Source organism: Thalassobius vesicularis (assembly GCF_004799325.1).
Classification (GTDB): domain Bacteria; phylum Pseudomonadota; class Alphaproteobacteria; order Rhodobacterales; family Rhodobacteraceae; genus Thalassobius; species Thalassobius vesicularis.
Map to the genome: position 1 here is coordinate 1 of NZ_SSMD01000004.1, position 24,870 is coordinate 24,870.

Annotated in this window: 23 protein-coding genes and 1 tRNA gene; 14 read left to right on the top strand and 10 right to left on the bottom strand. The window is 62.9% G+C overall.

The window, feature by feature from the left end:
- The 5 genes from E7681_RS08920 to E7681_RS08940 form a co-directional block, all read left to right on the top strand.
- The coding region (locus E7681_RS08920; protein WP_246032450.1) for a sugar phosphate nucleotidyltransferase at nucleotides 1–422 on the top strand (422 nt) is incomplete at its 5' end.
- A gap of 92 nt (nucleotides 423–514) precedes the next feature.
- The gene (locus tag E7681_RS08925; protein WP_246032451.1) at nucleotides 515–1,699 is read left to right on the top strand and encodes a glycosyltransferase family 4 protein; all 1,185 of its coding nucleotides are present in this window, start codon (nucleotides 515–517) and stop codon (nucleotides 1,697–1,699) included.
- Nucleotides 1,700–1,778: 79 nt separating this feature from the next.
- Nucleotides 1,779–2,756, top strand: coding sequence for a glycosyltransferase family 2 protein (locus E7681_RS08930; RefSeq protein ID WP_136339337.1), 978 nt, complete (start codon nucleotides 1,779–1,781; stop codon nucleotides 2,754–2,756).
- Nucleotides 2,753–4,453 carry a DUF5927 domain-containing protein gene (locus E7681_RS08935; RefSeq protein ID WP_136338947.1) on the top strand — a complete coding sequence of 567 codons (1,701 nt, stop codon included), beginning with the start codon at nucleotides 2,753–2,755 and terminating at the stop codon, nucleotides 4,451–4,453. The genes E7681_RS08930 and E7681_RS08935 overlap by 4 nt, the downstream gene beginning before the upstream one ends.
- 6 nt (nucleotides 4,454–4,459) lie before the next feature.
- Complete coding sequence (locus E7681_RS08940) at nucleotides 4,460–5,893, top strand: nodulation protein NodH (protein WP_136338948.1); 1,434 nt, start codon at nucleotides 4,460–4,462, stop codon at nucleotides 5,891–5,893.
- On the opposite strand, the gene E7681_RS08945 is transcribed toward E7681_RS08940, so the two are convergent.
- From E7681_RS08945 to E7681_RS08975, 7 genes are all read right to left on the bottom strand, one after another.
- The gene (locus E7681_RS08945; protein WP_136338949.1) at nucleotides 5,881–6,345 is read right to left on the bottom strand and encodes a PTS sugar transporter subunit IIA; all 465 of its coding nucleotides are present in this window, start codon (nucleotides 6,343–6,345) and stop codon (nucleotides 5,881–5,883) included. The genes E7681_RS08940 and E7681_RS08945 overlap by 13 nt on opposite strands.
- Before the next feature lie 42 nt (nucleotides 6,346–6,387).
- On the bottom strand, nucleotides 6,388–6,957 hold the full coding sequence (hpf, locus tag E7681_RS08950) for a ribosome hibernation-promoting factor, HPF/YfiA family (protein ID WP_136338950.1): 570 nt from the start codon (nucleotides 6,955–6,957) through the stop codon (nucleotides 6,388–6,390).
- Between the two features lie 248 nt (nucleotides 6,958–7,205).
- A complete protein-coding gene (gene lptB / locus E7681_RS08955; RefSeq protein WP_136338951.1) occupies nucleotides 7,206–7,964 on the bottom strand; it encodes an LPS export ABC transporter ATP-binding protein in 759 nt (252 codons plus the stop codon).
- Nucleotides 7,965–7,967: 3 nt separating this feature from the next.
- Complete coding sequence (gene lptA, locus E7681_RS08960) at nucleotides 7,968–8,453, bottom strand: lipopolysaccharide transport periplasmic protein LptA (protein WP_246032452.1); 486 nt, start codon at nucleotides 8,451–8,453, stop codon at nucleotides 7,968–7,970.
- A 10-nt stretch (nucleotides 8,454–8,463) separates the two neighbouring features.
- Complete coding sequence (gene lptC, locus E7681_RS08965; protein WP_136338952.1) at nucleotides 8,464–9,069, bottom strand: LPS export ABC transporter periplasmic protein LptC; 606 nt, start codon at nucleotides 9,067–9,069, stop codon at nucleotides 8,464–8,466.
- 12 nt (nucleotides 9,070–9,081) lie between these two features.
- The gene (locus tag E7681_RS08970; RefSeq protein WP_136338953.1) at nucleotides 9,082–9,693 is read right to left on the bottom strand and encodes a ribonuclease D; all 612 of its coding nucleotides are present in this window, start codon (nucleotides 9,691–9,693) and stop codon (nucleotides 9,082–9,084) included.
- Nucleotides 9,694–9,715: 22 nt separating this feature from the next.
- A tRNA-Leu gene (locus E7681_RS08975) sits at nucleotides 9,716–9,801 on the bottom strand.
- Between the two features lie 143 nt (nucleotides 9,802–9,944).
- Here E7681_RS08975 and E7681_RS08980 point away from each other — a divergent pair.
- Nucleotides 9,945–10,922 (top strand): complex I NDUFA9 subunit family protein, encoded by a 978-nt coding sequence (locus E7681_RS08980; RefSeq protein WP_136338954.1) that lies wholly within the window; start codon nucleotides 9,945–9,947, stop codon nucleotides 10,920–10,922.
- Nucleotides 10,923–10,966: 44 nt separating this feature from the next.
- Here the strand turns inward: E7681_RS08980 and E7681_RS08985 are convergent, their stop codons facing one another.
- Nucleotides 10,967–11,770, bottom strand: coding sequence for an undecaprenyl-diphosphate phosphatase (locus tag E7681_RS08985; RefSeq protein ID WP_136338955.1), 804 nt, complete (start codon nucleotides 11,768–11,770; stop codon nucleotides 10,967–10,969).
- A 223-nt stretch (nucleotides 11,771–11,993) separates the two neighbouring features.
- Here E7681_RS08985 and E7681_RS08990 point away from each other — a divergent pair, with 223 nt between their 5' ends.
- The 8 genes from E7681_RS08990 to E7681_RS09025 all read left to right on the top strand — a co-directional run bounded on the left by E7681_RS08990 (nucleotide 11,994) and on the right by E7681_RS09025 (nucleotide 22,439).
- The gene (locus tag E7681_RS08990) at nucleotides 11,994–13,427 is read left to right on the top strand and encodes an NAD(P)-dependent oxidoreductase (protein ID WP_136338956.1); all 1,434 of its coding nucleotides are present in this window, start codon (nucleotides 11,994–11,996) and stop codon (nucleotides 13,425–13,427) included.
- Nucleotides 13,428–13,673: 246 nt separating this feature from the next.
- Nucleotides 13,674–18,212, top strand: a complete 4,539-nt coding sequence (gene gltB / locus E7681_RS08995) for a glutamate synthase large subunit (protein ID WP_136338957.1) — start codon at nucleotides 13,674–13,676, stop codon at nucleotides 18,210–18,212.
- Between the two features lie 91 nt (nucleotides 18,213–18,303).
- The gene (mtgA, locus tag E7681_RS09000; protein ID WP_136338958.1) at nucleotides 18,304–19,086 is read left to right on the top strand and encodes a monofunctional biosynthetic peptidoglycan transglycosylase; all 783 of its coding nucleotides are present in this window, start codon (nucleotides 18,304–18,306) and stop codon (nucleotides 19,084–19,086) included.
- Nucleotides 19,087–19,144: 58 nt separating this feature from the next.
- Complete coding sequence (fzlA, locus tag E7681_RS09005; RefSeq protein WP_136338959.1) at nucleotides 19,145–19,810, top strand: FtsZ-binding protein FzlA; 666 nt, start codon at nucleotides 19,145–19,147, stop codon at nucleotides 19,808–19,810.
- 78 nt (nucleotides 19,811–19,888) lie between these two features.
- Nucleotides 19,889–20,914: a tRNA epoxyqueuosine(34) reductase QueG gene (gene queG, locus E7681_RS09010; RefSeq protein ID WP_136338960.1), complete on the top strand. Its 1,026-nt coding sequence runs from the start codon at nucleotides 19,889–19,891 to the stop codon at nucleotides 20,912–20,914.
- A 99-nt stretch (nucleotides 20,915–21,013) separates the two neighbouring features.
- Nucleotides 21,014–21,460, top strand: coding sequence for a peptide-methionine (R)-S-oxide reductase MsrB (gene msrB / locus E7681_RS09015; protein WP_136338961.1), 447 nt, complete (start codon nucleotides 21,014–21,016; stop codon nucleotides 21,458–21,460).
- Nucleotides 21,460–21,957 (top strand): peptide-methionine (S)-S-oxide reductase MsrA, encoded by a 498-nt coding sequence (gene msrA, locus E7681_RS09020; RefSeq protein ID WP_136338962.1) that lies wholly within the window; start codon nucleotides 21,460–21,462, stop codon nucleotides 21,955–21,957. The genes msrB and msrA overlap by 1 nt, the downstream gene beginning before the upstream one ends.
- A complete protein-coding gene (locus E7681_RS09025) occupies nucleotides 21,954–22,439 on the top strand; it encodes a peroxiredoxin family protein (RefSeq protein ID WP_136338963.1) in 486 nt (161 codons plus the stop codon). Before msrA ends, E7681_RS09025 begins: the two co-directional genes overlap by 4 nt.
- Nucleotides 22,440–22,547: 108 nt before the next feature.
- On the opposite strand, the gene E7681_RS09030 is transcribed toward E7681_RS09025, so the two are convergent.
- Both E7681_RS09030 and E7681_RS09035 read right to left on the bottom strand, forming a co-directional pair.
- Entirely contained in the window at nucleotides 22,548–23,126 is a 579-nt protein-coding gene (locus E7681_RS09030) for an outer membrane protein (RefSeq protein ID WP_136338964.1), read from the bottom strand.
- 206 nt (nucleotides 23,127–23,332) lie between these two features.
- Nucleotides 23,333–24,838 (bottom strand): malonate--CoA ligase, encoded by a 1,506-nt coding sequence (locus E7681_RS09035; protein ID WP_136338965.1) that lies wholly within the window; start codon nucleotides 24,836–24,838, stop codon nucleotides 23,333–23,335.
- Between the last annotated feature and the right edge of the window lie 32 nt (nucleotides 24,839–24,870).

The following is a 24,870-nucleotide window of genomic DNA, read 5'->3' on the forward strand; positions in this document are numbered from 1 at the left end:
TGGTCGCCGCGATGGAGGTCCCGCCCGAGAAGGTCTCGGCCTATGGCGTGCTGGACGTGGATCAGGACATGGGCTCGGTCGTGTCGGTCAAGGGCATGGTCGAGAAACCCGCCCCCGGCACCGAGCCGTCGAACCTGGCGGTGATCGGGCGCTACATCCTGTCCCCTAACGTGCTGACCAACCTGGACAATCAGGAAACCGGCGCGGGCGGAGAAATCCAGCTGACCGACGCGATCGCCCGGGAAATCACCCAGGGGCACGGCGTCTACGGCCTGCGGTTCCGCGGAGAACGCTTCGATTGCGGCTCCAAGGCGGGCTTCCTACAGGCGACTGTAGCCTTCGGCCTGTCGCGCGACGACCTGCGCGACGAGCTGATGGACTACCTGCAAATCGCCACTCAAATCTCCAGGGCCGCGCAGTAAGGTATTTCGGGTTTGCGTTTGGGCCGTCCTTGGCTAGCCTGCCGGGAACGGCCACCAACGCGCTGCCCCAAATGCAACCTGCTGCCCGCCTTTTGGATGTCACACGCCTGGCGCGCCGCGCCGGGCGTGTCCTGACGGGCGTTGACCGGGTCGAACTGGCCTATCTACGGGCCTTGCTGGACCGGGCAGAACCTGTGTTCGGTCTGACCCGAACGCGGCTGGGCTATGTGTTGCTGGACCGTCAGGGGCTTTCGGGGTTTTCCCAACGGCTGACCGGGGCGGTGGACTGGGGTGCGACCGATCGCCTGTCCGCCGTGATGCGCGGCATGGAGGAACAGCAGAAACGGGTCGAGTCGGACCTGCGGCGACTGGCGTTGGCCCGCTGTCTGCCGCCGCGTCTGGCGCGGATGCTGGCCACGCATCTGCCGAAAGGGTCGGCTTATCTGAACGTGGGGCATTCAAACCTGACGGACCGGGTCTTGTTCGCGGTCAAGCATGGGGCCGGGATGCGGATCGCGGTGATGATCCACGACACGATCCCGCTGGATTTCCCGCAGACCCAACGGCCCGAGACCAAGGGCGCGTTCCGGGAGATGCTGAAGCGCGTGCGGGCGAAGGCCGATCTGATCCTGTGCAACTCGGATCAGACACGCGCGGATGTGGTGCGCCATATGCAAGCTTGGGGGTCGGTCCCCGATCAGCTGGTCGCGCATCTGGGGGCCGATCTGGCGCAGGGTGAGCCGGTTTCGGTGGCCACCGCCCCCTACTTTGTCACGGTCGGGACGATCGAGCCGCGCAAGAACCACGCCCTGCTGCTGGAGCTGTGGGAGGAGATGGCGAAGGGCGCAGACTGCCCTCAGCTGGTCATTTGCGGGGCCCGTGGCTGGCGGAACGAGGCGTTTCTGGCGCGACTGGATGCCAGCCCGCTGCTGGGGGATCGCATTCTGGAATGCCCCGATCTGACCGACGGACAGATCACCGCGCTGCTGCAGGGCAGTTGCGGGCTGCTGTTCCCGTCGCTGGCCGAGGGCTACGGCCTGCCGCCAATCGAGGCCGCGGCGCTGGGGGTGCCGGTGGTCTGTAATGACTTGCCGGTCTACCGAGAAATTCTGGGCGATATTCCCGTTTACGCAGGAATCGAGGATCGGTATCTTTGGCTCAGAACGATCAGGGGTATGATGCAGGCCCCTCGGGCAGACGGGCAGACTGACGCGGCGCAGCGGTTTACGCCGCCAACGTGGCAGCAGCACTTCAACGCGGTATTAAGGCTGACGTGATACCCGCGGTCCGACACCCAGAGAACGGCACGGGCAGGAGGGACGGTTGAGCTGGCGGGACACATATCGACGACGCCTGATGCGCAAGCGCTACCTGATCCGTGCTTTCCGCAAACGGCGAGAGCTGAGCGTCGTTGCCGACCGGACCAGCGCGATCAAACCCGGGGATATCCTGCTGTTCTCGACCCAGCGGAACGAGAAAATCCGGCTGCCCTATTTCCTGAAATATTACCGCGATCTGGGCGTGAACCACTTTCTGATGGTGGATAACGACAGCTCGGACGGGTCTGCCCGGTATCTGGGAGATCAGCCCGATGTCTCGGTCTGGCGGACGGGGGCCAGCTATAAACGGTCGCGGTTCGGGGTGGATTGGCTGAACTGGCTGCAATTCAAGTACGGCCATGATCATTGGGTTCTGGTCGTCGATCCAGACGAATTCCTGGTCTATCCGTTCTGTGACACACGGCCGTTGCGGGCGCTGACGGATTGGCTGGACGCGTCCTCGATCAAGTCGTTCAGCGCGATGTTGCTGGACATGTACCCCAAGGGCCGCATCGACGCGCAACCCTATCAAGAGGGGCAGAACCCGCTGGAGATTGCCAGCTGGTTCGACGCGGGGAACTACACCTACAAGAAGAACGCGTTCTTCGGGAACCTGTGGATCCAGGGCGGCCCCAGAACGCGGATCTTCTTTGCCGACACCCCGGCAAAGGCCCCGGCGCTGAACAAGATTCCGCTGGTCAAATGGGACCGGAAATACGCGTTCATCAGCTCGACCCACATGATGCTGCCGCGTGGTCTGAACCAGGTCTATGACGAGTGGGGTGGCGAAAAGGCCAGCGGCGCGCTGCTGCACACGAAATTCCTGGACACATTCACCGTCAAGGCCGCCGAGGAACTGACGCGCCAGCAGCATTACGCGGCCAGCATGGAATACAAAGCCTATGCCGAGCAGCTGAAAGACAACCCCGATCTGTGGTGCCGCTTCTCGGAGAAGTACATCAACTGGCGACAGCTTGAGATTCTGGGCCTGATGTCCAAGGGGAACTGGGCATGAACTCGGTCGGGGTCATCATGCTGGTGCACACCGCCCTTGGCCGGGCCGAGCAGGTGGCGCGGCATTGGGCGGCGGGCGGGTGCCCGGTGGTGATCCATGTGGACCGCAAGGTTGATCGGCGGACCTACAACACCTTCGTCAAGGCGCTGTCGGATTTGCCGGATGTACGGTTCTCGCACCGGCATGCGTGCGAATGGGGGACATGGGGGATCGTGGCTGCCTCGCAGGCCGCGGCCGAGACGTTGCTGGGCCATTACCCCGATGTGCGGCACGTCTACCTGTCCTCGGGCTCGTGCCTGCCGTTGCGCCCGGTGGCCGAGCTGAAAACCTATCTGGACGCCCGCCCCGACACCGACTTCATCGAAAGCGCCACGACGGCGGACGTGCCCTGGACGGTCGGCGGACTGGATATGGAGCGGTTCACGATGCGCTTTCCGTTCTCGTGGAAACGCCACCGCCCACTGTTCGATGCCTATGTGAACCTGCAACGCAAACTGGGGTTCAAGCGCCGCATTCCCAACGGGATCACCCCGCATATGGGCAGCCAGTGGTGGTGCCTGACTCGGCGTACGCTGACCGCGATCCTGATGGACACCGACCGGCCGGAATATGACGAGTATTTCCAAAAGGTCTGGATCCCCGACGAAAGCTATTTCCAGACCTTGGCGCGGCTGCATTCGAAAAGGATCGAGAGCCGCTCTCTGACCCTGTCGAAGTTCGATTTTCAGGGCAAGCCGCACATCTTTTATGACGATCACCTGCAATTGCTGCGTCGGTCGGATTGCTTCGTGGCCCGGAAAATCTGGCCCCACGCGGATCGCCTGTACGAGGCGTTCCTGACCGATGCCGACGGACGCGGCAAGATGGCGGAACCCCAGCCCGGCAAGATCGACCGCATCTTCGCCAAGGCGGTCGAGCGGCGCACGCGTGGGCGGCCGGGGTTGATCATGCAAAGCCGCAAGCCGAACGAAGGCTGGGAAAACGGCGTCACGGCGGGCCGGTATTCGGTGTTCCAGGGCTTTGCCGATCTGTTCGAGGATTTCAACGACTGGCTGGTGCGGGCCACCGATACCCGCGTGCATGGCCATCTTTTTGCGCCCGAGCGGGCCGAGTTCGCGGATGGCCAGACAGTGATGAGCGGGGCGCTGTCGGATGTCGCCTCGGTTCGGGATTACGACCCGCAGGCGTTTCTGATCAACCTGATCTGGAACACCCGGGGCGAGCGGCAATGCTGGCAATTCGGCCCGGCGGACAAGCAGCCGATCGGCTGGTTCATCGCCAAGGACCCGAACGCGCAAATCTCGGTCATTAGCGGCGCCTGGGCGGTGCCCTTGTTCCGGTCGGGCAAGGATTTCGCCGAGCTGCGCAAGGAAGCCGCGCAATTGCAGAAGGTCGAGGCGGAGTTTCTGAACTCTTTGCGCTCGCCCTACACCAAGGCGCGTATCCGTATCTGGACGATGGCCGAGTTCATCGAATCCCCGATGGAGCCGCTGCAGACGATCATCGACGAGATCGGCTCGAAGCGGATCACTCGGTTGACCGAGGCGCCGCGGATGACCGACCTGAAAGGGTTCGGGCAATTCCTGCAAAACCTGAAGAACCAGGGCATGCACCCCTATCTGATGGGCGATTTCCCGATTGATCAGGACCCGGTGCCGACGAACACCCTGACCCGTAAACCTTATCTAGTGCGCTGAGGACCCATGACCCGAAAGTTCGACTACTTCGTGATGTTTGCCGAAATGCGCACCGGATCGAATTTTCTGGAGACGAACCTGAACGCCTATCCGGGTCTGTTCTGCCACGGAGAGGCGTTCAACCCGCATTTCATCGGCTACCCCAACCGGGATGCGTTGCTGGGGTTCACCCAGTCCCAGCGTGAAAGCGACCCGTTCCAGCTGTTGCAAGCGGTGCGCGATCAGCAGGAGGGGCTGCACGGGTTCCGGTATTTCCACGACCACGACCCGCGTATTCTGGACACGATGCTGAACGACCCGCGTTGTGCCAAGATCGTGCTGACGCGCAACCCGGCCGAAAGCTATGTCAGCTGGAAGATCGCGCAATCGACCGGGCAGTGGAAGCTGACCAACGTCAAGCGGCGCAAGGGCGGGACGGCTGTGTACTCGGATCAGGAGTTCGAGGCGCACCTGGCTGCATTGCAAGGGTTCCAGCTGAAGATCCTCAACGCTCTGCAGGTCAGCGGCCAGACGGCATTCTATTTGGATTACGAGGACTTGCAGGATCTGGGCGTCATCAACGGGCTGGCCAATTGGCTGGGCATTGATGAGCGGCTGGACGGGCTGGATGAAAGCCTTAAAAAGCAGAACCCAGAGCCGCTGGCCGAGAAGGTCGAGAATTTCGGAGAGATGGAGCGCGCGCTGTCTGGCCTTGACCGCTTCAACCTGACTCGCACCCCGAATTTCGAGCCGCGCCGGGGGGCTGCCGTGCCGGGTTACATAGCCTGCGCCCAGTCCGCGTTGCTGTACATGCCCGTGCCCGGTGGGCCGGTGCCGCAGGTGGCGCAGTGGATGGCTGATCTGGACGGCGGGCAGGATGTTCAGGACGGGTTCACCCAGAAAACCCTGCGGCAGTGGCGCTCGGATCATGCGGGGTTTCGCAGCTTTACGGTGCTCCGTCATCCGGTCGCGCGGGCGCATCATGTGTTCTGTTCGCGCATTCTGAATGACGGCCCGGGGTCGTTCCCGCGTATCCGCAAGATGCTGTGCCATCTGTATGGTCTGCCGCTGCCGCAATCGGGGATACCCGATGGGTATGACGCGGCCCGCCACCGCGAGGCGTTCCTGGCGTTCCTGTCCTTCGTTCAGGACAACCTGCAAGGCCAGACCAGCAGCCGGTTGGACCCGAACTGGGCCAGCCAGTCCGAGATTCTGGCGGGATTCGCGGGGATCGGTCAGCCGGATTTCGTGCTGCGCGAAGGGGAAATGCCGCAGATGCTGCCGCTGCTGGCGGCGCAGGTCCGGCGGGCGGATGCGCCGACCCCAGCGATGGCCGGAGCGGACGAGCCATTTGCGCTGGCCGAGATCTACGATGAGGAGGTCGAGGCAAAGGCGCGTTCAGCCTATAGCCGCGACTACCTGCGATTTGGCTTTGGGGATTGGAGCGATCAGGCCGCCTGAACCGAGTGGTTCTCGGTCAGGATGGCGTACAGGGTCGCCGGGTCGCTGTTGGCGCGCAGCTTGGCGCAGAGCGACGCCTCGCGCAGGGTGCGGGACACCAGCGCCAAGGCTTTCAGGTGCTCGACACCTGCGTCTTCGGGGGCAAACAGGGCGAACACCAGATCAACCGGCTGACGATCAACCGAGTCGAAATCAATCGGCTTTTCCAGCAGAAGAAACGCGCCAACGACCGCTTCCAGGCCCGGCATGCGGGCGTGGGGCAGTGCAACACCTTGGCCCACACCAGTTGGGCCAAGGCTTTCGCGTTCCAGCAGCGCCTCGACCGCGGCCGGGGCGCTGAGGCCGTACGCAGAGTAAGCAAGGTCACCCAGATCCTGTAAAAGACGCTTCTTGCTGGAGGCCGAAGAAACAACTTTCACGGCCTCGGGCTTGAGGATGTTCGTCAGGTTCATATTGGGTTCGTTGCTCCGAAAACGGGATGTTTCCCGATCACCTCATTGCTGCGGATCGATCCAGCCGATGTTGCCGTCTTCCCGGCGATACACCACGTTCACTCCGCTTTTTGCCTCATTCCGGAAAACCAGAACCGGTGCGCCTGCCAATTCCATTTGCATCACCGCTTCACCAACGGACAAAGACGGGATCTTGGTTTCCATCTCGGCCACGATGATCGGCTGCAGGCTGCTTGGTTCCGAATCCTCATCGGCTTCGTCCGACGCGAGGATATAAGACGCCGCGCCGAAAAGTTCAACAGGCTCCTCGCGGTCGCGGTGGTGATCCTTCAGGCGACGCTTGTAGCGGCGCAGCTGCTTCTCCATTTTTTCGCAGCAGCTTTCGAAAGCGGCGTAAATTTCGTGGGCGTGACCCTTGGCCTGAGCAGTCAGACCGGTGGATAGATGCACGGTGGCTTCGCAGACGAACTCGCTGGCGGATTTCGAGAAGATGACGTTCGCGTCGGTCGGGCGCTCTGCGTATTTCTTGACCGCGGCGCCCAGCTCTTCCTTGACGTGGGTTTGCAGTGCCTCACCGATATCGATCTGCTTTCCACTGATTTGATAGCGCATCTTGTCTCCTTTGCGTGACAAATCGGGGTTTATCCGGGCGCGCGTCGCCCCCGGTTTTATTATGCCCGAATGCTGGAATTCGACATTACATGGGCTTGATCGCGGCCCGGCCTTGGCAAGAAGACCATCAGCGTCAGCGATGCGAGAACCATGAATGTCATGCCCCCATTTGAGGCGAGTCGCGGGGTCTCTGTCAATTGATCTTGGGAAAATATTTGTGCCGCAATCGACGGGTTCGCGCGCGATCTTTAGGAGATGCGGAAGTTGTCGCCCAGATAGACACGGCGGACGTTTTCGTTTTCCACTACATCCGCAGGGGTGCCCGACATCAGCACCTGACCGTCGTGCAGGATATAGGCGCGGTCGACGATTTCCAGCGTTTCGCGGACGTTGTGATCGGTGATCAGAACGCCGATGCCGCGTTTTTTCAGGTCGGCCACCAGATGGCGGATATCGCCCACGCTGATCGGGTCGACCCCGGCAAAGGGTTCGTCCAGCAGCAGGTATTTCGGGTTGGCGGCCAGGCAGCGGGCGATCTCGACCCGGCGGCGTTCACCGCCTGACAGGGCCAGCGCGGGGGCGCGGCGCAAATGCTCGATCGAGAACTCGCCCAGCAGCTCCTCCAGCCGTTCGCGGCGCTTGTGGCGGTCCTTTTCCGAGATATCCAGAATCGCGCCGATATTGTCCTCGACGTTCATGCCGCGGAAGATCGACATCTCTTGCGGCAGATAGCCGATGCCCATCTTGGCGCGGCGATACATCGGCAGGGTGGTGATGTCGCGGCCGTCCACGGTGACCTGTCCCGCCTCGGCATAGACCAGCCCCGCGATCATGTAGAAGGTCGTGGATTTGCCTGACCCGTTCGGACCCAGCAGGGCGACGACCTCGCCGCGGTTCAGCTCCATGCTGAAGTCGCGGATCACCACACGCTTCTTGTAGCTTTTGCGCAGGTGGGTCACCCGCAGGCCCGAGGCCCCTTCGGTCACGTTCAGCTGCGGCTTGGCCATGGGTTATTCCTTGGTCTCAAGCGTGGTGCGGACGCGTCCGCCAACTTGCGCGGTGCCTGCGTCCAGATCAATGACCACACGTTCGCCGGAAATGACGTTCTGGCCCTGGGTGACCAGCACATTGCCCGTCAGCACCACGGTCGCGGCGTCGATGTCGTAATCGGCCTGCGCGGCCTCGGCGGCGTCCTGGCCGCTGACCAGGGTCACGCCACCATCCGCCAGCAGGCGCAGGATCTTTTTCTTGTCCTCGGAATAGACGACGTGAACCTTGCCCGCGTTCAGCAGCATCTCGCCCTGAGAGATCTTCACGTTGCCGGTGAAGGTGGCGGTGCCGTCCTTCTGATCGACCGACAGCTCGTCCGCCTCGACCTGAACGGGCAGGTCGGACGTGTCGCGCGAGGTTCCAAAGGCCAGATCGCCAAAGGCCGGGCCGGACAGCAAAGTGGCTGCCAAAGTGGTGCTGATGAAAAATTGGCGCAGCTTGAACACGCGGAAAATCCTAGTTTTGCGGCTGGTATACCAGCTTTACCCGGTTTGTGAAAAGCAAATGGGCGTCGCCTGACGCCGGGTCCGAGGTCAACAGCATCTTGCCCGCCTCCAACGACCCGGCCGGGCCGGTGCCGGTGACGGTGCCTTCGGTCTCGGCTTGGATTTCCCGCATCGAGGTGAACAGCGACTCGGTCCGCAGGTCATACCCTGTCGAACTGGTGACGGCGACGCCGCCGGTCAGCAGGGCGGTGTCCTCGGACGTGTCCAGCAGCGCGGTGTCCGAGGAGAACGTGATCCGCGTGCCGCTGGTCAGATCCAGTTGCGCCGACAGATGGCTGGCCATCGCGCGGGACTTGTCCTGCGGGTCGGGCTTGGCGCTTTCGGCGGTGAAGCTGACCAGATCGCCGCCCGTCGTCGCACCCGAAAACTGCGGGTGGCCGACGATTCCCTCTTTCATCCGCTCTTGCAGATCAACGCGGGAATAGGGCAGCGAGTTGACGGTATCCTTGCCGCGCGACAGCAGGAACAGCGTCGAGAGGATCGCCAGCGCCGCAAGGGGCAGGATGATCTTCAGCCAGCTGACCAGCCAGGAATAGTATGAGTCGCGCGACGGCATGAGGTTACCGGATCAGTGGGCGAAAATGTCGATCTCGGGCCAGCCCGCAAGGTCCAGTCTGGCACGGGCGGGCAGGAAATCAAAACACGCCTGCGCGAGGTCGGTGCGGCCTTCGCGTTCCAGCATACGGTCCAGCTCGGTCTTGACCTGATGCAGGTACAGCACGTCCGAGGCCGCATAGTCCAGCTGCGCCTTGGTCAGCTGCGGTGCGCCCCAGTCGCTGGTCTGCTGCTGTTTCGAGATGTCGGTGTTCAGCAACTCTTGCAGCAGGTTCTTCAGCCCGTGCCGGTCGGTGAAGGTGCGCACCAGTTTCGAGGCGATCTTGGTGCAGTACACCGGTGCCGCCAGTGCCCCAAACGCGTTGTACATCGCGGCGATGTCGAATCGGCCGAAATGGAACAGTTTCAGGACATTCGGGTCCTCCAACATGGCGCAAAGGTTCGGCGCCTCGGTCTGACCCTTTTCGATCTGCACGATATGGGCATGGCCATCGCCGCCGGACATCTGGATCACACACAGGCGATCGCGATGCGGGTTCAGCCCCATCGTTTCACAGTCAATGGCAACGACCGGACCAAGGTCCAGATCTGCCGGAATATCATTCTTATACAGATGGTTAGCCACTTTATTCCCCCTGTGGAGGGAATGGTGCCCAGGAGAGGACTCGAACCTCCACGTCTTTTGGACACTAGTACCTGAAACTAGCGCGTCTACCAATTCCGCCACCTGGGCAGGTGTCGTGAGGGGCGATTTATAGGTGGCGTCGGGGAGTGTCAACGCGATTTTTCAACTTTTTTCTGCGACGGCATATCTTCTTGTGGAAAACCCCCCTTGGCGCTAGGAACAGGTAGCATTTTTCAAGCCGGAGTCATCTCATGTCGAAACTCGTGACCATCTACGGCGGGTCGGGCTTTGTGGGCCGCTATATTGCGCGGCGACTGGCCAAAGACGGCTGGCGTGTCCGCGTCGCCGTGCGCCGCCCGAACGAGGCCATGCATGTCAAACCCTACGGTGTTCCCGGTCAGGTCGAGCCCGTTCTGTGCAACATCCGCGATGACGCCAGCGTGCGTTCGGTGATGCAAGGCGCGGATGCCGTGGTGAACTGCGTCGGTATCATGCACCAGCTGGGCAAGAACACCTTTGATGCCGTACAAGCCGAAGGCGCGGGTCGCATCGCGCGTATCGCGGCCGAGCAGGGAATCACCCGCATGGTGCACATCTCGGCCATCGGCGCAGACGCCGAGTCGGTCAGCGACTACCAGCGCACCAAGGCCGCTGGCGAGGCTGCCGTTCTGGCCGCCATGCCGAACGCCGTGATCCTGCGCCCCTCGGTCATCTTCGGGCCCGAGGATCAGTTCTATAACCGCTTCGCCGGCATGTTCGGCCCGATCATCCCGCTGGTTGGCGCGGATGTGAAATTCCAGCCGGTCTATGTGGACGATGTGGCCCAGGCCGCTGTGCTGGGCGTCGAGGGCAAGGCCCCCGCAGGCATCTACGAACTGGGCGGCCCCGAGGTGAAAACCTTCCGCGCTCTGGTTCAGGACATGCTGACCGTGATCCGTCGCCGCAAACTGATCGTGAACCTGCCGTATTTCGCGGGCTCGCTGATGGCGCTTGGCTTTGACGCCGTGCAAAAGCTGACCGGCGGCCTGTTCAAGTCCGCTCTGACCCGCGATCAGGTCAAGGCGCTGAAATCGGACAACGTGGTCAGCGAAGGCGCCAAGACCTTTGCCGATCTGGGTATCCACCCCGCCGCGCCCGAAGCGATCCTGTCCGATTACCTGTGGCGCTTCCGTCCGTCGGGCCAATACGCCGCGATCAAGGAATCGGCCAAGAACCTGCGCGTCAGCTAAGGGTTCCACCAGATGTGAAATAGGCGGGCCTTGGCCCGCCTTTTTTATGTGTACGCGATGTAGAGCAGGATCACGCCCAGGATCACCCGGTAGATCACGTAGGGCGTGAAGCTGACCGAGCGCAGCAGGCGCATCATCAGGCTGAGCGCCAGCAGCGCCGAGACAAAGGTCAGGCCCGCAGCGATCAGCCCCTCTTTGGCCACCTCGGCGTTGCCCTCTTTGATGACCTGCGCCGACAACAATGCGCCGCTGGCAAAGATCGTCGGGATCGACATCAGCATCGACAGCTTTGCCGCGTCATGACGGGCATAGCCCAGATGCCGGGCCGCTGTGATCGTGATGCCCGAACGCGAGGTGCCGGGGATCAGCGCCACGGCCTGCCAAAGCCCGATGATGATGGCATCTTTGATGTTCCAGTCGGTCTGGGTCTTGTCGATGGGGCCCCGTTGGTCGACCCAGTACAGTACGATCCCGAAAATCAGCATGGTCCAGCCGATCACGGCAATGCCGCGCAGCATCTCGTCGATGCCGGTCAGCTTCATGATCAGGCCGACCACGATGACGGGGATCGTGGCGATCATAAGCAGGAACGCCAGCCGCGAGCCGGGGGTGTCGATCCGGCCCGTCAGCATCCGGGGAACGCCGGCCAACCCGGTTTTCACATCGGCCCAGAAATACAGGACCACGGCGGCCAGAGTGCCCATGTGCACGGCCACGTCGATGGCCTGACCCTGATCCTGCATGCCCGTAAGATTCGGCAAGAGAATCAGGTGCCCCGAGGAAGAAATGGGAAGAAACTCGGTAATCCCCTGAATTGCGGCTATAATAAACAGGTGGAGCAGAGTCATGACGTGTTGCCTCGGGTTGTTTTGGTCAAAGGTATAAATGACTGAGAAACAAAGAAAAGTCTGAAAAAAGGTAGCAATTGGTACCTAATTTTCGGCGCACTCAGGGCTAGCGGGCCCGTCTGGCGATAATATTTCTCAATATAGGTAACCTCTTCTGACTTTTATTTCTTTCGCACCTGTTTTACAGAGGCGCGGACTGTTTATTTATCAGAAAGGCAGCGCTGTGGCTAAGCAACCGATGCTGAAATTCGTGAACGTCACGCGGGACATGCCCTCCAAGCGGGCTGCGGACGAGCGTAACAAGGATTTCCACGAAATCTATGCCGAATTCGCGGATGCGAAGGCCAAGGAGCAAGCAAGCCGCTGCAGCCAGTGCGGTGTGCCTTATTGCCAGGCGCATTGCCCGCTGCACAACAACATCCCCGACTGGCTGCGCATGACCGCGATGGGCCGTCTGGAAGAGGCGTATGGCATCAGCCAGGCGACCAACACCTTCCCGGAAATCTGCGGCCGCATCTGCCCGCAGGACCGCCTGTGCGAAGGCAACTGCGTGATCGAGCAATCGGGCCACGGCACCGTCACCATTGGTGCCGTCGAAAAGTACATCACCGACACCGCTTGGGAAAAAGGCTGGGTACAGCCGATCGCCGTGACCACCGAGCGTGACCAGTCGGTCGGCATCATCGGCGCGGGCCCCGGCGGCCTGGCGGCTGCGGACATGCTGCGCCGCGCTGGCCTGCAGGTCACCGTCTACGATCGCTACGACCGCGCGGGCGGCCTGCTGACCTATGGCATCCCCGGCTTCAAGCTGGAAAAGGACGTCGTGATGCGCCGCATCGACCAGCTGGCGCAGTCGGGTGTCGAGTTCGTCACCAACTGCAACGTGGGCGAGGACCTGTCCTTTGACGCGATCCGCGGCAAACATGATGCAGTGGTTATCGCGACCGGCGTCTACAAGACTCGCGATCTGGAAGGCCCCGGCGCGGAGGCTACCGGCATCGTGCGCGCCATCGACTACCTGACCGTTTCGAACAAGCTGTCCTTCGGTGACGAGGTTCCGGAATACGAAGACGGCACCCTGAACGCCGCCGGTAAAAAGGTCGTCGTGATCGGCGGCGGCGACACCGCGATGGACTGCGTGCGAACCGCGATCCGCCAGGGCGCAGAAAGCGTGAAGTGCCTGTATCGCCGTGACCGCGCGAACATGCCCGGCTCGCAGCGCGAGGTTCAGAACGCCGAGGAAGAAGGCGTCGAATTCGTGTGGCTGGCCGCGCCCAAGGGCTTTGAAGGCGAGCCGGTCAGCGGTGTGCAGGTCCAGAAAATGCGCTTGGGGGCGCCGGATGCCTCGGGTCGTCAGAGCCCCGAAATCATCGAAGGCGCCGACTATCTGGAGCCCGCCGACTTGGTGATCAAGGCGCTGGGTTTCGAGCCGGAAGAGCTGCCGAAACTGTGGGGCGTGGACGGTCTGGAAGTGACCCGCTGGGGCACCGTCAAGGCCGAGTTCAAGACCGGCAAGACCAGCCTGGACGGCGTCTATGCGGTGGGCGACATCGTGCGCGGTGCCAGCCTGGTCGTGTGGGCCATCAAGGACGGTCGCGATTGCGCCGATGCCGTGCTGGCCTACCTGAACGACAGCCGCGCCGTCGCGGCCGAATAAGATTTGGGTAACCCGGGAAATTGTATGATTCTTGACGATTTTCGTACAACCCCGGGGCCTTCGGATTTGACCCCAGCCCGAATTTTCAAAGGGCAAGGATACTGACCTGAACCACCTGGATCCCCCGATCCGCCGACGTAAACGTAAACCAAAGATGACCAGATCCCGGGATGCGGGATTTACCGAAAGGAAACGGTTCATCCGGCGGTGCAACGGGGCCCAGCAGGTCCTGAGAAGGAGAAGACGATGACTGTCTACGACGAAAACTGGGTTGCCGCTGAAGAAGCCAAGCGCCAGTGGATGGCCGAGCACGGCATGTACTCGTTCGAGGAAGAGCATTCCTCGTGCGGGGTGGGTCTGGTTGTGTCGCTGGACGGCAAACCCAGCCGCCGTGTCGTGGAAAGCGGGATCACCGCGCTGAGGGCGATCTGGCACCGCGGTGCCGTGGACGCCGACGGCAAGACGGGTGATGGCGCAGGCATCCACGTGCAGATCCCGGTGCCGTTCTTCTACGACCAGATCAAGCGCACCGGCCACGAGCCGAGCAAGGACAAGCTGATGGCCGTGGGTCAGGTGTTCCTGCCGCGCACCAACTTTGGTGCTCAGGAAACCTGCCGGACGATCGTGGAATCCGAAGTGCTGCGGATGGGTCACTACATCTATGGCTGGCGTCACGTGCCGGTGGACATCGCCTGTCTGGGTGAGAAAGCCAACGCAACCCGCCCCGAGATCGAGCAGATCCTGATCCGCTGCGAAAAGGACATCGACGAGGAAGCGTTCGAGCGCGAGCTGTACGTCATCCGCCGCCGGATCGAGAAAGCGGCTGCCGCTGCTGGCGTGGGTCAGCTGTACCTGTGCTCGCTGTCGTGCCGGTCGATCATCTACAAGGGCATGATGCTGGCCGAGCAGGTGTCGGACTTCTATCCCGACCTGCAGGACGAGCGGTTTGAATCGGCGTTCGCGATCTATCACCAGCGTTATTCGACCAACACCTTCCCGCAGTGGTGGCTGGCGCAGCCGTTCCGCATGCTGGCGCACAACGGCGAGATCAACACGCTGAAGGGCAACGTCAACTGGATGAAGTCGCACGAGATCCGCATGGCTTCGTCCGCGTTCGGTGATCTGGCCGAGGACATCAAGCCGATCATCCAGCCGGGGTCGTCTGACTCGGCGGCGCTGGACTCGGTGTTCGAGGTGCTGGTGCGCGCCGGCCGTAACGCGCCGATGGCCAAAACCATGCTGGTGCCCGAGTCGTGGTCCAAGCAGGCGATCGAGCTGCCGCAGTCGTGGCGCGATATGTACAGCTATTGCAACTCGGTCATGGAGCCGTGGGACGGCCCCGCCGCTCTGGCGATGACCGATGGCCGCTGGGTTTGCGCCGGTCTGGACCGGAACGGCCTGCGCCCGATGCGTTACGTCGTCACCGGCGAGGGCCTGCTGATCGCCGGTTCCGAAGCGGGCATGGTGCCCACCAAGGAATCGACCGTGAAGGAAAAAGGCGCCCTGGGTCCGGGTCAGCTGCTGGCCGTCGATATGAAAGAGGGCAAGCTGTACCACGACACCGAGATCAAGGACAAACTGGCCGCCAGCCAGCCCTTCGGCGAATGGGTCGGCAAGATCAACGATCTGGACGAGGCGCTGGCCGGTCTGGAAGAAAAGCCGATGTTCACCGGGGCCGAACTGCGCAAGCGCCAGATCGCGGCCGGTTACACCATCGAAGAACTGGAACAGGTCCTGGCCCCGATGGCCGAGGACGCCAAAGAGGCGATTGCCTCGATGGGCGACGACACCCCGTCGGCGGTTCTGTCGAACAAGTACCGCCCGCTGAGCCACTTCTTCCGCCAGAACTTCAGCCAGGTAACCAACCCGCCGATCGACTCGTTGCGTGAATACCGCGTGATGAGCCTGAAGACGCGCTTCGGCAACCTGAAGAACGTGCTGGACGAAAGCAGCGCCCAGACCGAGATCCTGGTTCTGGAAAGCCCCTTTGTCGGCAACGCGATGTGGGACGAGCTGACCCGTCAGTTCAACGCCGATCTGGTGGAAATCGACTGTACCTTCCCGGCGGGCGCCGATCTGGAAGCCCTGCATGTCGGTCTGGAGCGTATCCGCGCCGAGGCCGAGGATGCGGTGCGTTCGGGCGCGGGCCATCTGGTGCTGACGGACGAACACCAGTCCGAAGGCAAAGTCGGTATGCCGATGATCCTGGCGACCAGCGCGGTGCACAGCCACCTGACCCGCAAGGGCCTGCGGACGTTCTGCTCGCTCAACGTGCGGTCGGCGGAATGCATCGACCCGCATTACTTTGCGGTGCTGATCGGCTGCGGCGCGACCGTTGTGAACGCCTATCTGGCCGAGGACAGCCTGGCCGACCGCATCGCGCGCGGCCTGCTGGACGGGACGCTGACGCAGAACGTGCACAACTATCGCGAAGCCATCGACCAGGGTCTGCTGAAGATCATGGCGAAGATGGGGATCTCGGTGATCTCGTCCTATCGCGGCGGTCTGAACTTCGAGGCGGTGGGCCTGTCCCGCGCCATGGTGGCCGAGTATTTCCCGGGCATGACCAGCCGTATCAGCGGCATCGGTATCCACGGCATCCAGAAGAAGGTCGAGGAAATCCACCAGCAGGGCTGGCTGGGTGGCCGCGACGTGCTGCCGATCGGCGGCTTCTACAAGGCGCGTAAATCGGGTGAAACCCACGCGTGGGAAGCGCAGACGATGCACCTGCTGCAACAGGCGTGCAACCGCGCCTCGTTCGAGCTGTGGAAGCAGTATTCGGCCAAGATGCGGTCGAACCCGCCGATCCACCTGCGCGACCTGCTGGACATCAAGCCGCTGGGCAAGGCGATCCCGATCGAAGAGGTCGAGAGCATCACCGCGATCCGCAAGCGTTTCGTGACGCCGGGCATGTCGCTGGGCGCGCTGTCGCCCGAAGCGCACAAGCTGCTGAACGTCGCGATGAACCGTATCGGGGCCAAGTCGGACTCGGGCGAGGGTGGGGAAGATCCCGCACACTTCGTGCCGGAACCGAACGGCGACAACCCGTCGGCGAAGATCAAGCAGGTGGCCTCGGGTCGGTTCGGCGTCACCGCCGAGTACCTGAACCACTGCGAAGAGCTGGAGATCAAGGTTGCCCAGGGCGCCAAGCCCGGTGAGGGTGGTCAGCTGCCGGGGATGAAAGTCACCGACCTGATCGCGCGTCTGCGTCACTCGACCAAGGGTGTGACGCTGATTTCGCCGCCGCCGCACCACGACATCTACTCGATCGAGGATCTGGCGCAGCTGATCTACGACCTCAAGCAGATCAACCCGCGCTGCAAGGTGACGGTGAAGCTGGTGGCGTCCTCGGGCGTTGGCACGATTGCCGCCGGTGTGGCCAAGGCCAAGGCGGACATCATCCTGATCTCGGGCGGGAACGGGGGCACGGGCGCCAGCCCTGCGACCTCGATCAAGTTCGCGGGTCTGCCGTGGGAAATGGGCCTGACCGAGGCGCACCAGGTGCTGTCGATGAACAACCTGCGCGACCGCGTCACCCTGCGGACCGACGGTGGTCTGCGCACCGGTCGTGACATCGTCATGGCCGCCATGATGGGCGCCGAGGAATTCGGCATCGGCACCGCCGCGCTGATCGCGATGGGCTGTATCATGGTGCGTCAGTGCCAGTCGAACACCTGCCCGGTCGGCGTGTGTACCCAGGACGAGGCGCTGCGCGCCAAGTTCACCGGCTCGGCGGACAAGGTGGTGAACCTGATCACCTTCTACGCGCAGGAAGTGCGGGAAATTCTGGCCAGCATCGGTGCGCGCAGCATCGATGAGGTGATCGGCCGCGCCGACCTGCTGAGCCAGGTCAGCCGTGGTAACGCGCACCTGGACGATCTGGACCTGAACCCGCTGCTGCTGACCGTGGATGGCGCCAAGGACATCGTCTATGACCGCTACAAGCCGCGCAATGCCGTGCCGGACACGCTCGACGCCGAGATCGTGCGCGACGCGCATCGGTTCCTGGAAGATGGCGAGAAGATGCAGCTGTCCTATGCCGTGCAGAACACGCACCGCACCGTGGGCACTCGTACGTCCAGCCATATCGTCAAGAACTTCGGCATGCGCAACGCGCTGCAGCCGGACCACCTGCACGTCAAGCTGACCGGCTCGGCCGGCCAGTCGCTGGGCGCGTTCGCGGCCCCCGGTCTGAAGATCGAGGTGTCGGGCGATGCCAACGACTATGTCGGCAAGGGTCTGTCGGGCGGTATCGTCGTGGTACGTCCGCCGATGGCAAGCCCGCTGAAGGCGGACGAGAACACCATCATCGGCAACACCGTCCTGTACGGTGCGACCGACGGCTACCTGTTCGCGGCTGGCCGCGCAGGCGAGCGTTTCGCCGTCCGCAACTCGGGCGCGAAGGTGGTGATCGAGGGCTGCGGATCGAACGGGTGTGAATACATGACCGGCGGCGTCGCGGTGATCCTGGGCAGCATCGGTGCGAACTTTGGCGCGGGCATGACCGGCGGCATGGCGTACCTGTACGACCCCGAAGGCAAGGCGGCGGACATGATGAACATGGAAACGCTGGTGACCTGCCCGGTGACCGTGTCCTACTGGGAAGACCAGCTGAAGGGCCTGATCGAGCGTCACGCCGCAGAAACCAACAGCCGCAAGGCCGCGGACATTCTGCAGCACTGGGACATCGAGAAAGGCAACTTTGTCCAGGTCTGCCCGAAAGAGATGCTGATCCACATTCCGCATCCGCTGGCCATCGAAGAAAAGGCGATGCCGGCCGAATAAGGCCGCATCCAACCTAAGCGAAAGGCGCCCTTTGGGGCGCCTTTTTGCGTTGAGGGCGGGGGGCTGCGGATAAGGCTTTTCAGCTTGGCCCATGCCGCCTATAGCTGTGCTCGTGGCGACGAAACCTAAAACAGCGCGTAAACCTGCGGCCCGGAAAAAGGCCGCGAAACCGGCCCCGCCCAAGCGCGAGGTTTTGCCGGTTCGGCCGACTCTGCGCCTGTTGCGCTGGTTGGCACGCGGGTTCCTGGTGATGCTGGGGGTGATGTTCCTGTGGGTCGTGGTCTATTCCATCGTGAACCCGCCCAGCACGCTGTACATCTGGCAGGAAAAGCTGCGCCTGGGCGAAGTGGACCACGAATGGGTCGAGATGGAGCAGATCGCGCCGGTGATGAAACGCTCGGTCGTGGCGGCGGAGGATGCGAATTTCTGTCTGCATGGCGGCTTTGACATCGCGGCGATCCGCACGGCGATCGAACAGGGGGCGAACCGCGGTGCCTCGACCCTGACGCAGCAGGTGGTGAAGAACGCGTTCCTGTGGCAGGGGCGCAGCTGGCTGCGCAAGGCGCTGGAGGCGATGATGACCCCGATGGTCGAGCTGGCGTGGTCAAAGGAACGCATCCTGGAGGTCTATCTGAACGTGGCCGAGTTCGACGAGGGCGTGTTCGGCGTCGAAGCGGCCGCGCATCACTACTTCGGCGTGGGCCCGGAAAAGCTGTCCGAGGTGCAGGCGGCGCGGCTGGCGGCAGTGCTGCCGTCGCCCAAGGTGCGCTCGGCCAGCAAGCCCAACGAATTGGTGCGGCGCAGAACGGCACAGATCATCGACGGGGCGGCCACGATCCGCGCGGACGGGCGCGCCGCTTGTTTCGAGGATTGAAAATCCGGGGGCAAGCAGGCATTGAGGGAGACAACCCCAATCAGAGCACACCCGTATCATGGCGCAACTCTATCATTTTCCCCTGTCCCCGTTCTGCCGCAAGGTCCGTCTGAGCCTGGCCGAGAAGCGGATCGAGGTGAAGCTGGAGGACGAACGCTATTGGGAGCAGTCGGTCGAATTCCTGCGCCGCAACCCTGCCGGAAAGGTGCCCGTGCTGCGCATCGATGGCAAGATGCTGACGGAAAGCGCCGCGATCTGCGAATACCTGGAAGAGGTCTATCCCGAGCCGGCGCTGATGCCGAAAGACCCGGATGGGCGGTACGAGGTGCGCCGCCTGGTGGCCTGGTTTGACGACAAGTTCCATAACGAGGTGACCTCGAAACTGCTGTACGAGCGGGTGAACAAGAAGGTCATGGGGCGCGGGTTCCCGGACAGCGGCAACGTGAAATCCGGCGCGCGGGCGATCAAGTATCACCTGGACTACATGGCCTGGCTGCTGGATCACCGGCGCTGGCTGGCGGGTGATGTGATGACGCTGGCCGATTTCGCAGCCGCCGCGCATCTGTCGTCGCTGGACTATATCAGCGATGTGGACTGGAACCGGTCCGAGTTGGTCAAGGATTGGTACGCGAAGATCAAGTCGCGGCCGGCGTTCCGCTCGATCCTGGCGGACCAGATCCCGGGCTTTCCGCCCCCGCCGCACTATGCCGATCTGGATTTCTGAGACCGAACCGGGGAAGGGGGGCCAGCCCCCCGTCGCCTGTGGCGACTCCCCCCGGGATATTTGGGAAAAGAAGAAGGCATGAAGGCGCGTTTGATCCAGCAGGCTTTGGCAGAGGGGTTTGACGCGTGCAGGATCTGTGCGCCGGATGCGATTCCGCAGGTGCCGGGACGGCTGGCGGCGTTTCTTGAGGCTGGGCGGCACGGGCAGATGCGCTGGATGGAGGAGCGGGTGGCCTGGCGCGGCGATCCGCAGGCGCTGTGGCCCGAGGCGAAATCGGTGATCGTGCTGGGCGAGAGCTATACGCCGGAGCATGATCCGATGGCGGTGATCGGGCAGGGGGACCGGGGGGCGATCTCGGTCTATGCGCAGAACCGCGATTACCACGATCTGGTCAAGAAGCGGCTGAAGCGGCTGGCGCGGTGGCTGATTGCCGAGGCTGGCGGCGAGGTGAAGGTGTTCGTCGATACTGCTCCGGTCGCTGAAAAGCCGCTGGGGCAGGCGGCGGGGCTGGGCTGGCAGGGCAAGCACACCAATCTGGTCAGCCGGGAACTGGGGAGTTGGTTCTTTATCGGGTCGATCTTCACCACGCTGGAGCTGCCGGTGGATGCGCCCGAGGTGGATCATTGCGGCAGTTGCACCGCCTGTCAGGATGTGTGCCCGACCGGGGCTTTTCCGGCGCCGTATCAGCTGGATGCGCGGCGCTGTATCTCTTACTTGACGATCGAGCATCACGGGCCGGTGGACGAGGATCTGCGCGCGATGCTGGGCAACCGCATCTATGGCTGCGATGACTGTCTGGCCGCTTGTCCGTGGAACAAGTTCGCCGTCGAGGCGCGCGAGGTGCGGTATCATGCGCGTGACGAGTTGATTGCGCCACGGCTGGCCGAGTTGGCGGTGCTGGACGATGCCGCGTTTCGGGCGATGTTCAGCGGCAGTCCGATCAAGCGGATCGGGCGGGATCGGTTCGTGCGCAATGTCCTTTATGCCATCGGCAATTCCGGGGACGTGGCGTTGGCCGGGGTGGCGCGGGGTCTGTGTGACGATCCTGATCCCACGGTGGCCGATGCGGCGCGGTGGGCTGTGGCGCGAATTGAGCCTTGTTAGAGGCTGGTTCAGTGTCTTGACGAAAGGGTGAGCGCGAAGCCCCCTTCCAAAATCGCGCGGATGCGCCATTTAATGCTGCTGACAAGGACGGAGGACCACATGGCCAAATACGAGCGCAATCCCGATGTCATCGCGTCGCTGACGCCCGAGCAGCATTGGGTGACGCAGGAAAGCGGGACCGAGCGGCCGGGCACGGGGCGGTTGCTGCACAATAAGGCTCCGGGGATTTACGTGGATATCGTGAGCGGGGAGCCGCTGTTTGCTTCGTCGGACAAGTACGAATCCGGTTGCGGTTGGCCCAGTTTCACCAAGCCGATCGAGCCCGCGCACATCGCTGAGAAGCGTGACCTGAGCCACGGGATGGTGCGGGTCGAGGTGCGCTCGACCCACGGGGACAGCCATCTGGGGCATGTGTTCCCGGACGGGCCCAAGGATCGCGGCGGGCTGCGGTATTGCATCAACTCGGCCTCTTTGCGGTTCGTGCATCGCGACGACATGGAGGCCGAAGGCTACGGCGAATATTTGAACCAGGTGGAGGACGTGTGATGGAAGAACGCGCAGTTCTGGCGGGCGGTTGTTTCTGGGGGATGCAGGAGCTGATCCGGCACAAACCGGGCGTGTTGCGCACGCGGGTGGGGTACACGGGCGGGGACGTGCCGAATGCGACCTATCGCAATCACGGCACCCATGCCGAGGGGATCGAGATTTGGTTTGACCCGTCCAAGACCAGCTATCGGGCGCTGCTGGAGTTCTTTTTCCAGATCCACGACCCGACCACGGTGAACCGGCAGGGGAATGATCTGGGGATGAGCTATCGCTCGGCCATTTACTATGTCGACGAGGCGCAGAAGGAATGCGCGCTGGACACGATCAAGGATGTGGAGGCGAGCGGCCTGTGGCCGGGTAAGGTGGTGACTGAGGTCGAGCCGGTGGGTGATTTCTGGGATGCCGAGCCAGAGCATCAGGATTACCTGCAGCGGCTGCCGAATGGCTATACCTGCCACTTTGCGCGCCCCGATTGGGTGCTGCCGAAGCGCGGATGAGCTTTGGCATTAACCATCGGCCCGCGCCCGAATTGCGCGTGCCAGTCTGGATCGGGCCGGATGGGGCGGCGATGGCCCCGCTGCAGCTGGCCGATCTGGGCGAAGGGATGAAGGTCCTGTTCTGTTTTCAGGACTGGTGCCCCGGCTGTCACAGCCGGGGTTTTCCGACATTGCGGCTGCTAGTGGATCGGCTGGCCGGGCAAGGCGTGGGGTTTGCCGCGATCCAGACTGCGTTCAGATCTTCGGCCAAGAAGGACGCGGGCGATCAGACGGCGAAGAACCAGCTGCGTTATGGGCTGAGCATTCCGTTTGGGTACGACCCAGTGCCTGAGGGTGCCGAGCAGCCGAGCGTGATGGAGGATTTTCGGACGGCCGGCACCCCGTGGTTTATCGTGATCAGTGCCGAGGGTGAGGTGATCTACAACGACTTTCGTCTGGATGCGGCGAAGTTTCTGGCGTCGATGGACTTGCCGGACGTCTGAGGGGGTGCCGAAATCTTTGAAAGATTTCGGACCGCTTTCTTTCAAAGAAAGCGGCGCGTAAAAAAGGGCGCCCCCTGAGGGACGCCCCGTTCGCGCGCTTCGGGGGGATCAGAAGCGGAAAGTTGCGCGAACCTGGGCGGTGGTTGCCTCGACGTCGGTGCCCGAGCCGTTGAAGTTGTCGAAGGCGTGGTACAGGACCTCGCCGCCGACCGAGATCTTCTCGGTCACCATGTGCTCGTAGCCCATACCGGCGAAGTAGCCGGTGTCGTTGCCCAGCGTGTCGATGTCGGCGCGTGCGGCGCCGGCGGTGGCGTAGAGCAGACCGGCACCCATGTCATAACCAGCGCGGACTTTCAGGCGGGCCATGTTTTCCAGCGTGTTACCGCCTGCGGTGATGTCGGCGAAATCGTAGTCGATGCCCGCGCCCAGCACCCAGGTGCCGAAGTCGTGGTCATAGCCCATGGTCAGGCCGCCGATGGCGCCGCTGTCGCTGCCGCCGGCATCCACGTCACCAAAGCCGATCTGGCCACCGACATAACCGCCGGTCCAGTCGCCGGTCAGCGCGACAGCCACCGGGGTGGCGACGACGGGGTCCGCGGGTGCGGGGGTCACCGAGCCTGCGAAAGCCGCGGGGGCCGCGATCATGGTTGCGCCGATGGTGCCCAGCAGAATGTGTTTCAGGGTCATTTTTTCAGTCCTTTCCTAACTGCCTCCGGTCCCGTTTCATTCGGGCCGTTCTTTGTTCAACGGGTCAGATAGGGTTTCCGTTGCATGGGCAGGAGGGGGGCCAAAAGCGTCGGCCAAAGCGCGCCGATGACGTGTCGGCAGCACGGCGGCGAATGGCCGATCCGTGCAGACCAGCCACAGGTTGCTGCGCAATTTTCCGTGAGTTTTCAGGCGAAAAGGCTGCTGTAGTCCTCGCGCAGGGCCTTTTTCTGGACTTTGCCCATCGTGTTGCGAGGCAGTTCCGGCAGGAAGATGATTTTCTTCGGCTGCTTGAATTTCGCCAGCTGGGTTGCGGTGACGGCCTCGATCTGGTTCAGGGTCAGGGCGGGGTCTGCGGGGACGACGACGGCGACGACGGCCTCTCCGAAATCTTTGTGCGGGACGCCGATCACGGCGCTTTCCAGCACGCCGGGGATGTCGTCGATCAGCGACTCCAGCTCTTTGGGGTAGACGTTGAAGCCGCCGGTGATGATCAGATCCTTGGCGCGGCCGACGATGGTGACGTAGCCGTCGGCGTCACGGGTGGCCAGGTCGCCGGTGATGAACCAGCCGTCGGGGCGCAGCTCTTCGGCGGTTTTCTCGGGCATCTGCCAGTAGCCCTGGAACACGTTGTCGCCGCGCACTTCGATGACGCCGATCTCGCCCTGGGCGACCTCGGCCCCCTCGTCCATGATGCGCAGTTCGACGCCCGGCAGGGGGAAGCCGACGGTGCCAGCGCGACGCTCGGCATCATAGGGGTTCGAGGTGGACATGTTGGTTTCGGTCATCCCGTAGCGTTCGAGGATGCGGTGGCCGGTGCGTTCCTCCCATTTTTCATGGGTGTCGACCAGCAGGGGGGCCGAGCCCGAGATGAACAGGCGCATGTTCTTGGCCTGCTCCAGCGTCAGGCGGGGGCTGTCCAGCAGGCGGGTGTAGAAAGTGGGCACGCCCATCAGCGCGGTGGCGCGGGGCATGGCGTTCAGGATCGCCTCGGCGTCGAATTTCGGCAGGAACACGACCGAGGCCCCGGCCAACAGGGCCACGTTGGTGGCCACGAACAGGCCGTGGGTGTGGAAGATCGGCAGGGCGTGGATCAGCACGTCCTGATCGGTGAAGCGCCACAGGTCGCGCAGGGATTCCGAGTTGGAGGCGAGGTTCTTATGGCTGAGCATCGCGCCCTTGGATCGGCCCGTGGTGCCCGAGGTGTAAAGGATCGCGGCCAGATCATTGGCCCCGCGCGCGACGGGTTCAAACGAGGGGTCCAGCGCGGGCAGATCGGCGGTCAGCGACCCGGCGCCTGCCTTGTCCAGCGTGTAGACGGTGGCGTCACCTGCCAGCGGGGTCAGTTCCGACACACGCGCGGGATCACAGACCAGGATGCGCGGGGTGGCGTCACCGACGAAATAGGCGACCTCGGCCCCCGTATAGGCGGTGTTGAGCGGCAGAAAGATCCCGCCCACCAGCACAGTGCCCAGATACAGCTGCACGGCCTCCAAGGTCTTTTCGACCTGAACGGCGACGCGATCACCCGGTTGCAGGCCCGCGCCCATCAGCTTTTGCGCCAGTTGCTGCGCGCCTTGGAACAATTCCGCATAGGTCACGTCCGACAGGCCGGGACGGGTGGCAAAGACCTTCTTGGGGGTCTGATCCGCGCCCAGAGACAGGCGGCTGACAAGGTAATTCGTCGGATACATGGCGCAGACCCCTTTGTTGCATTGCGGCCATT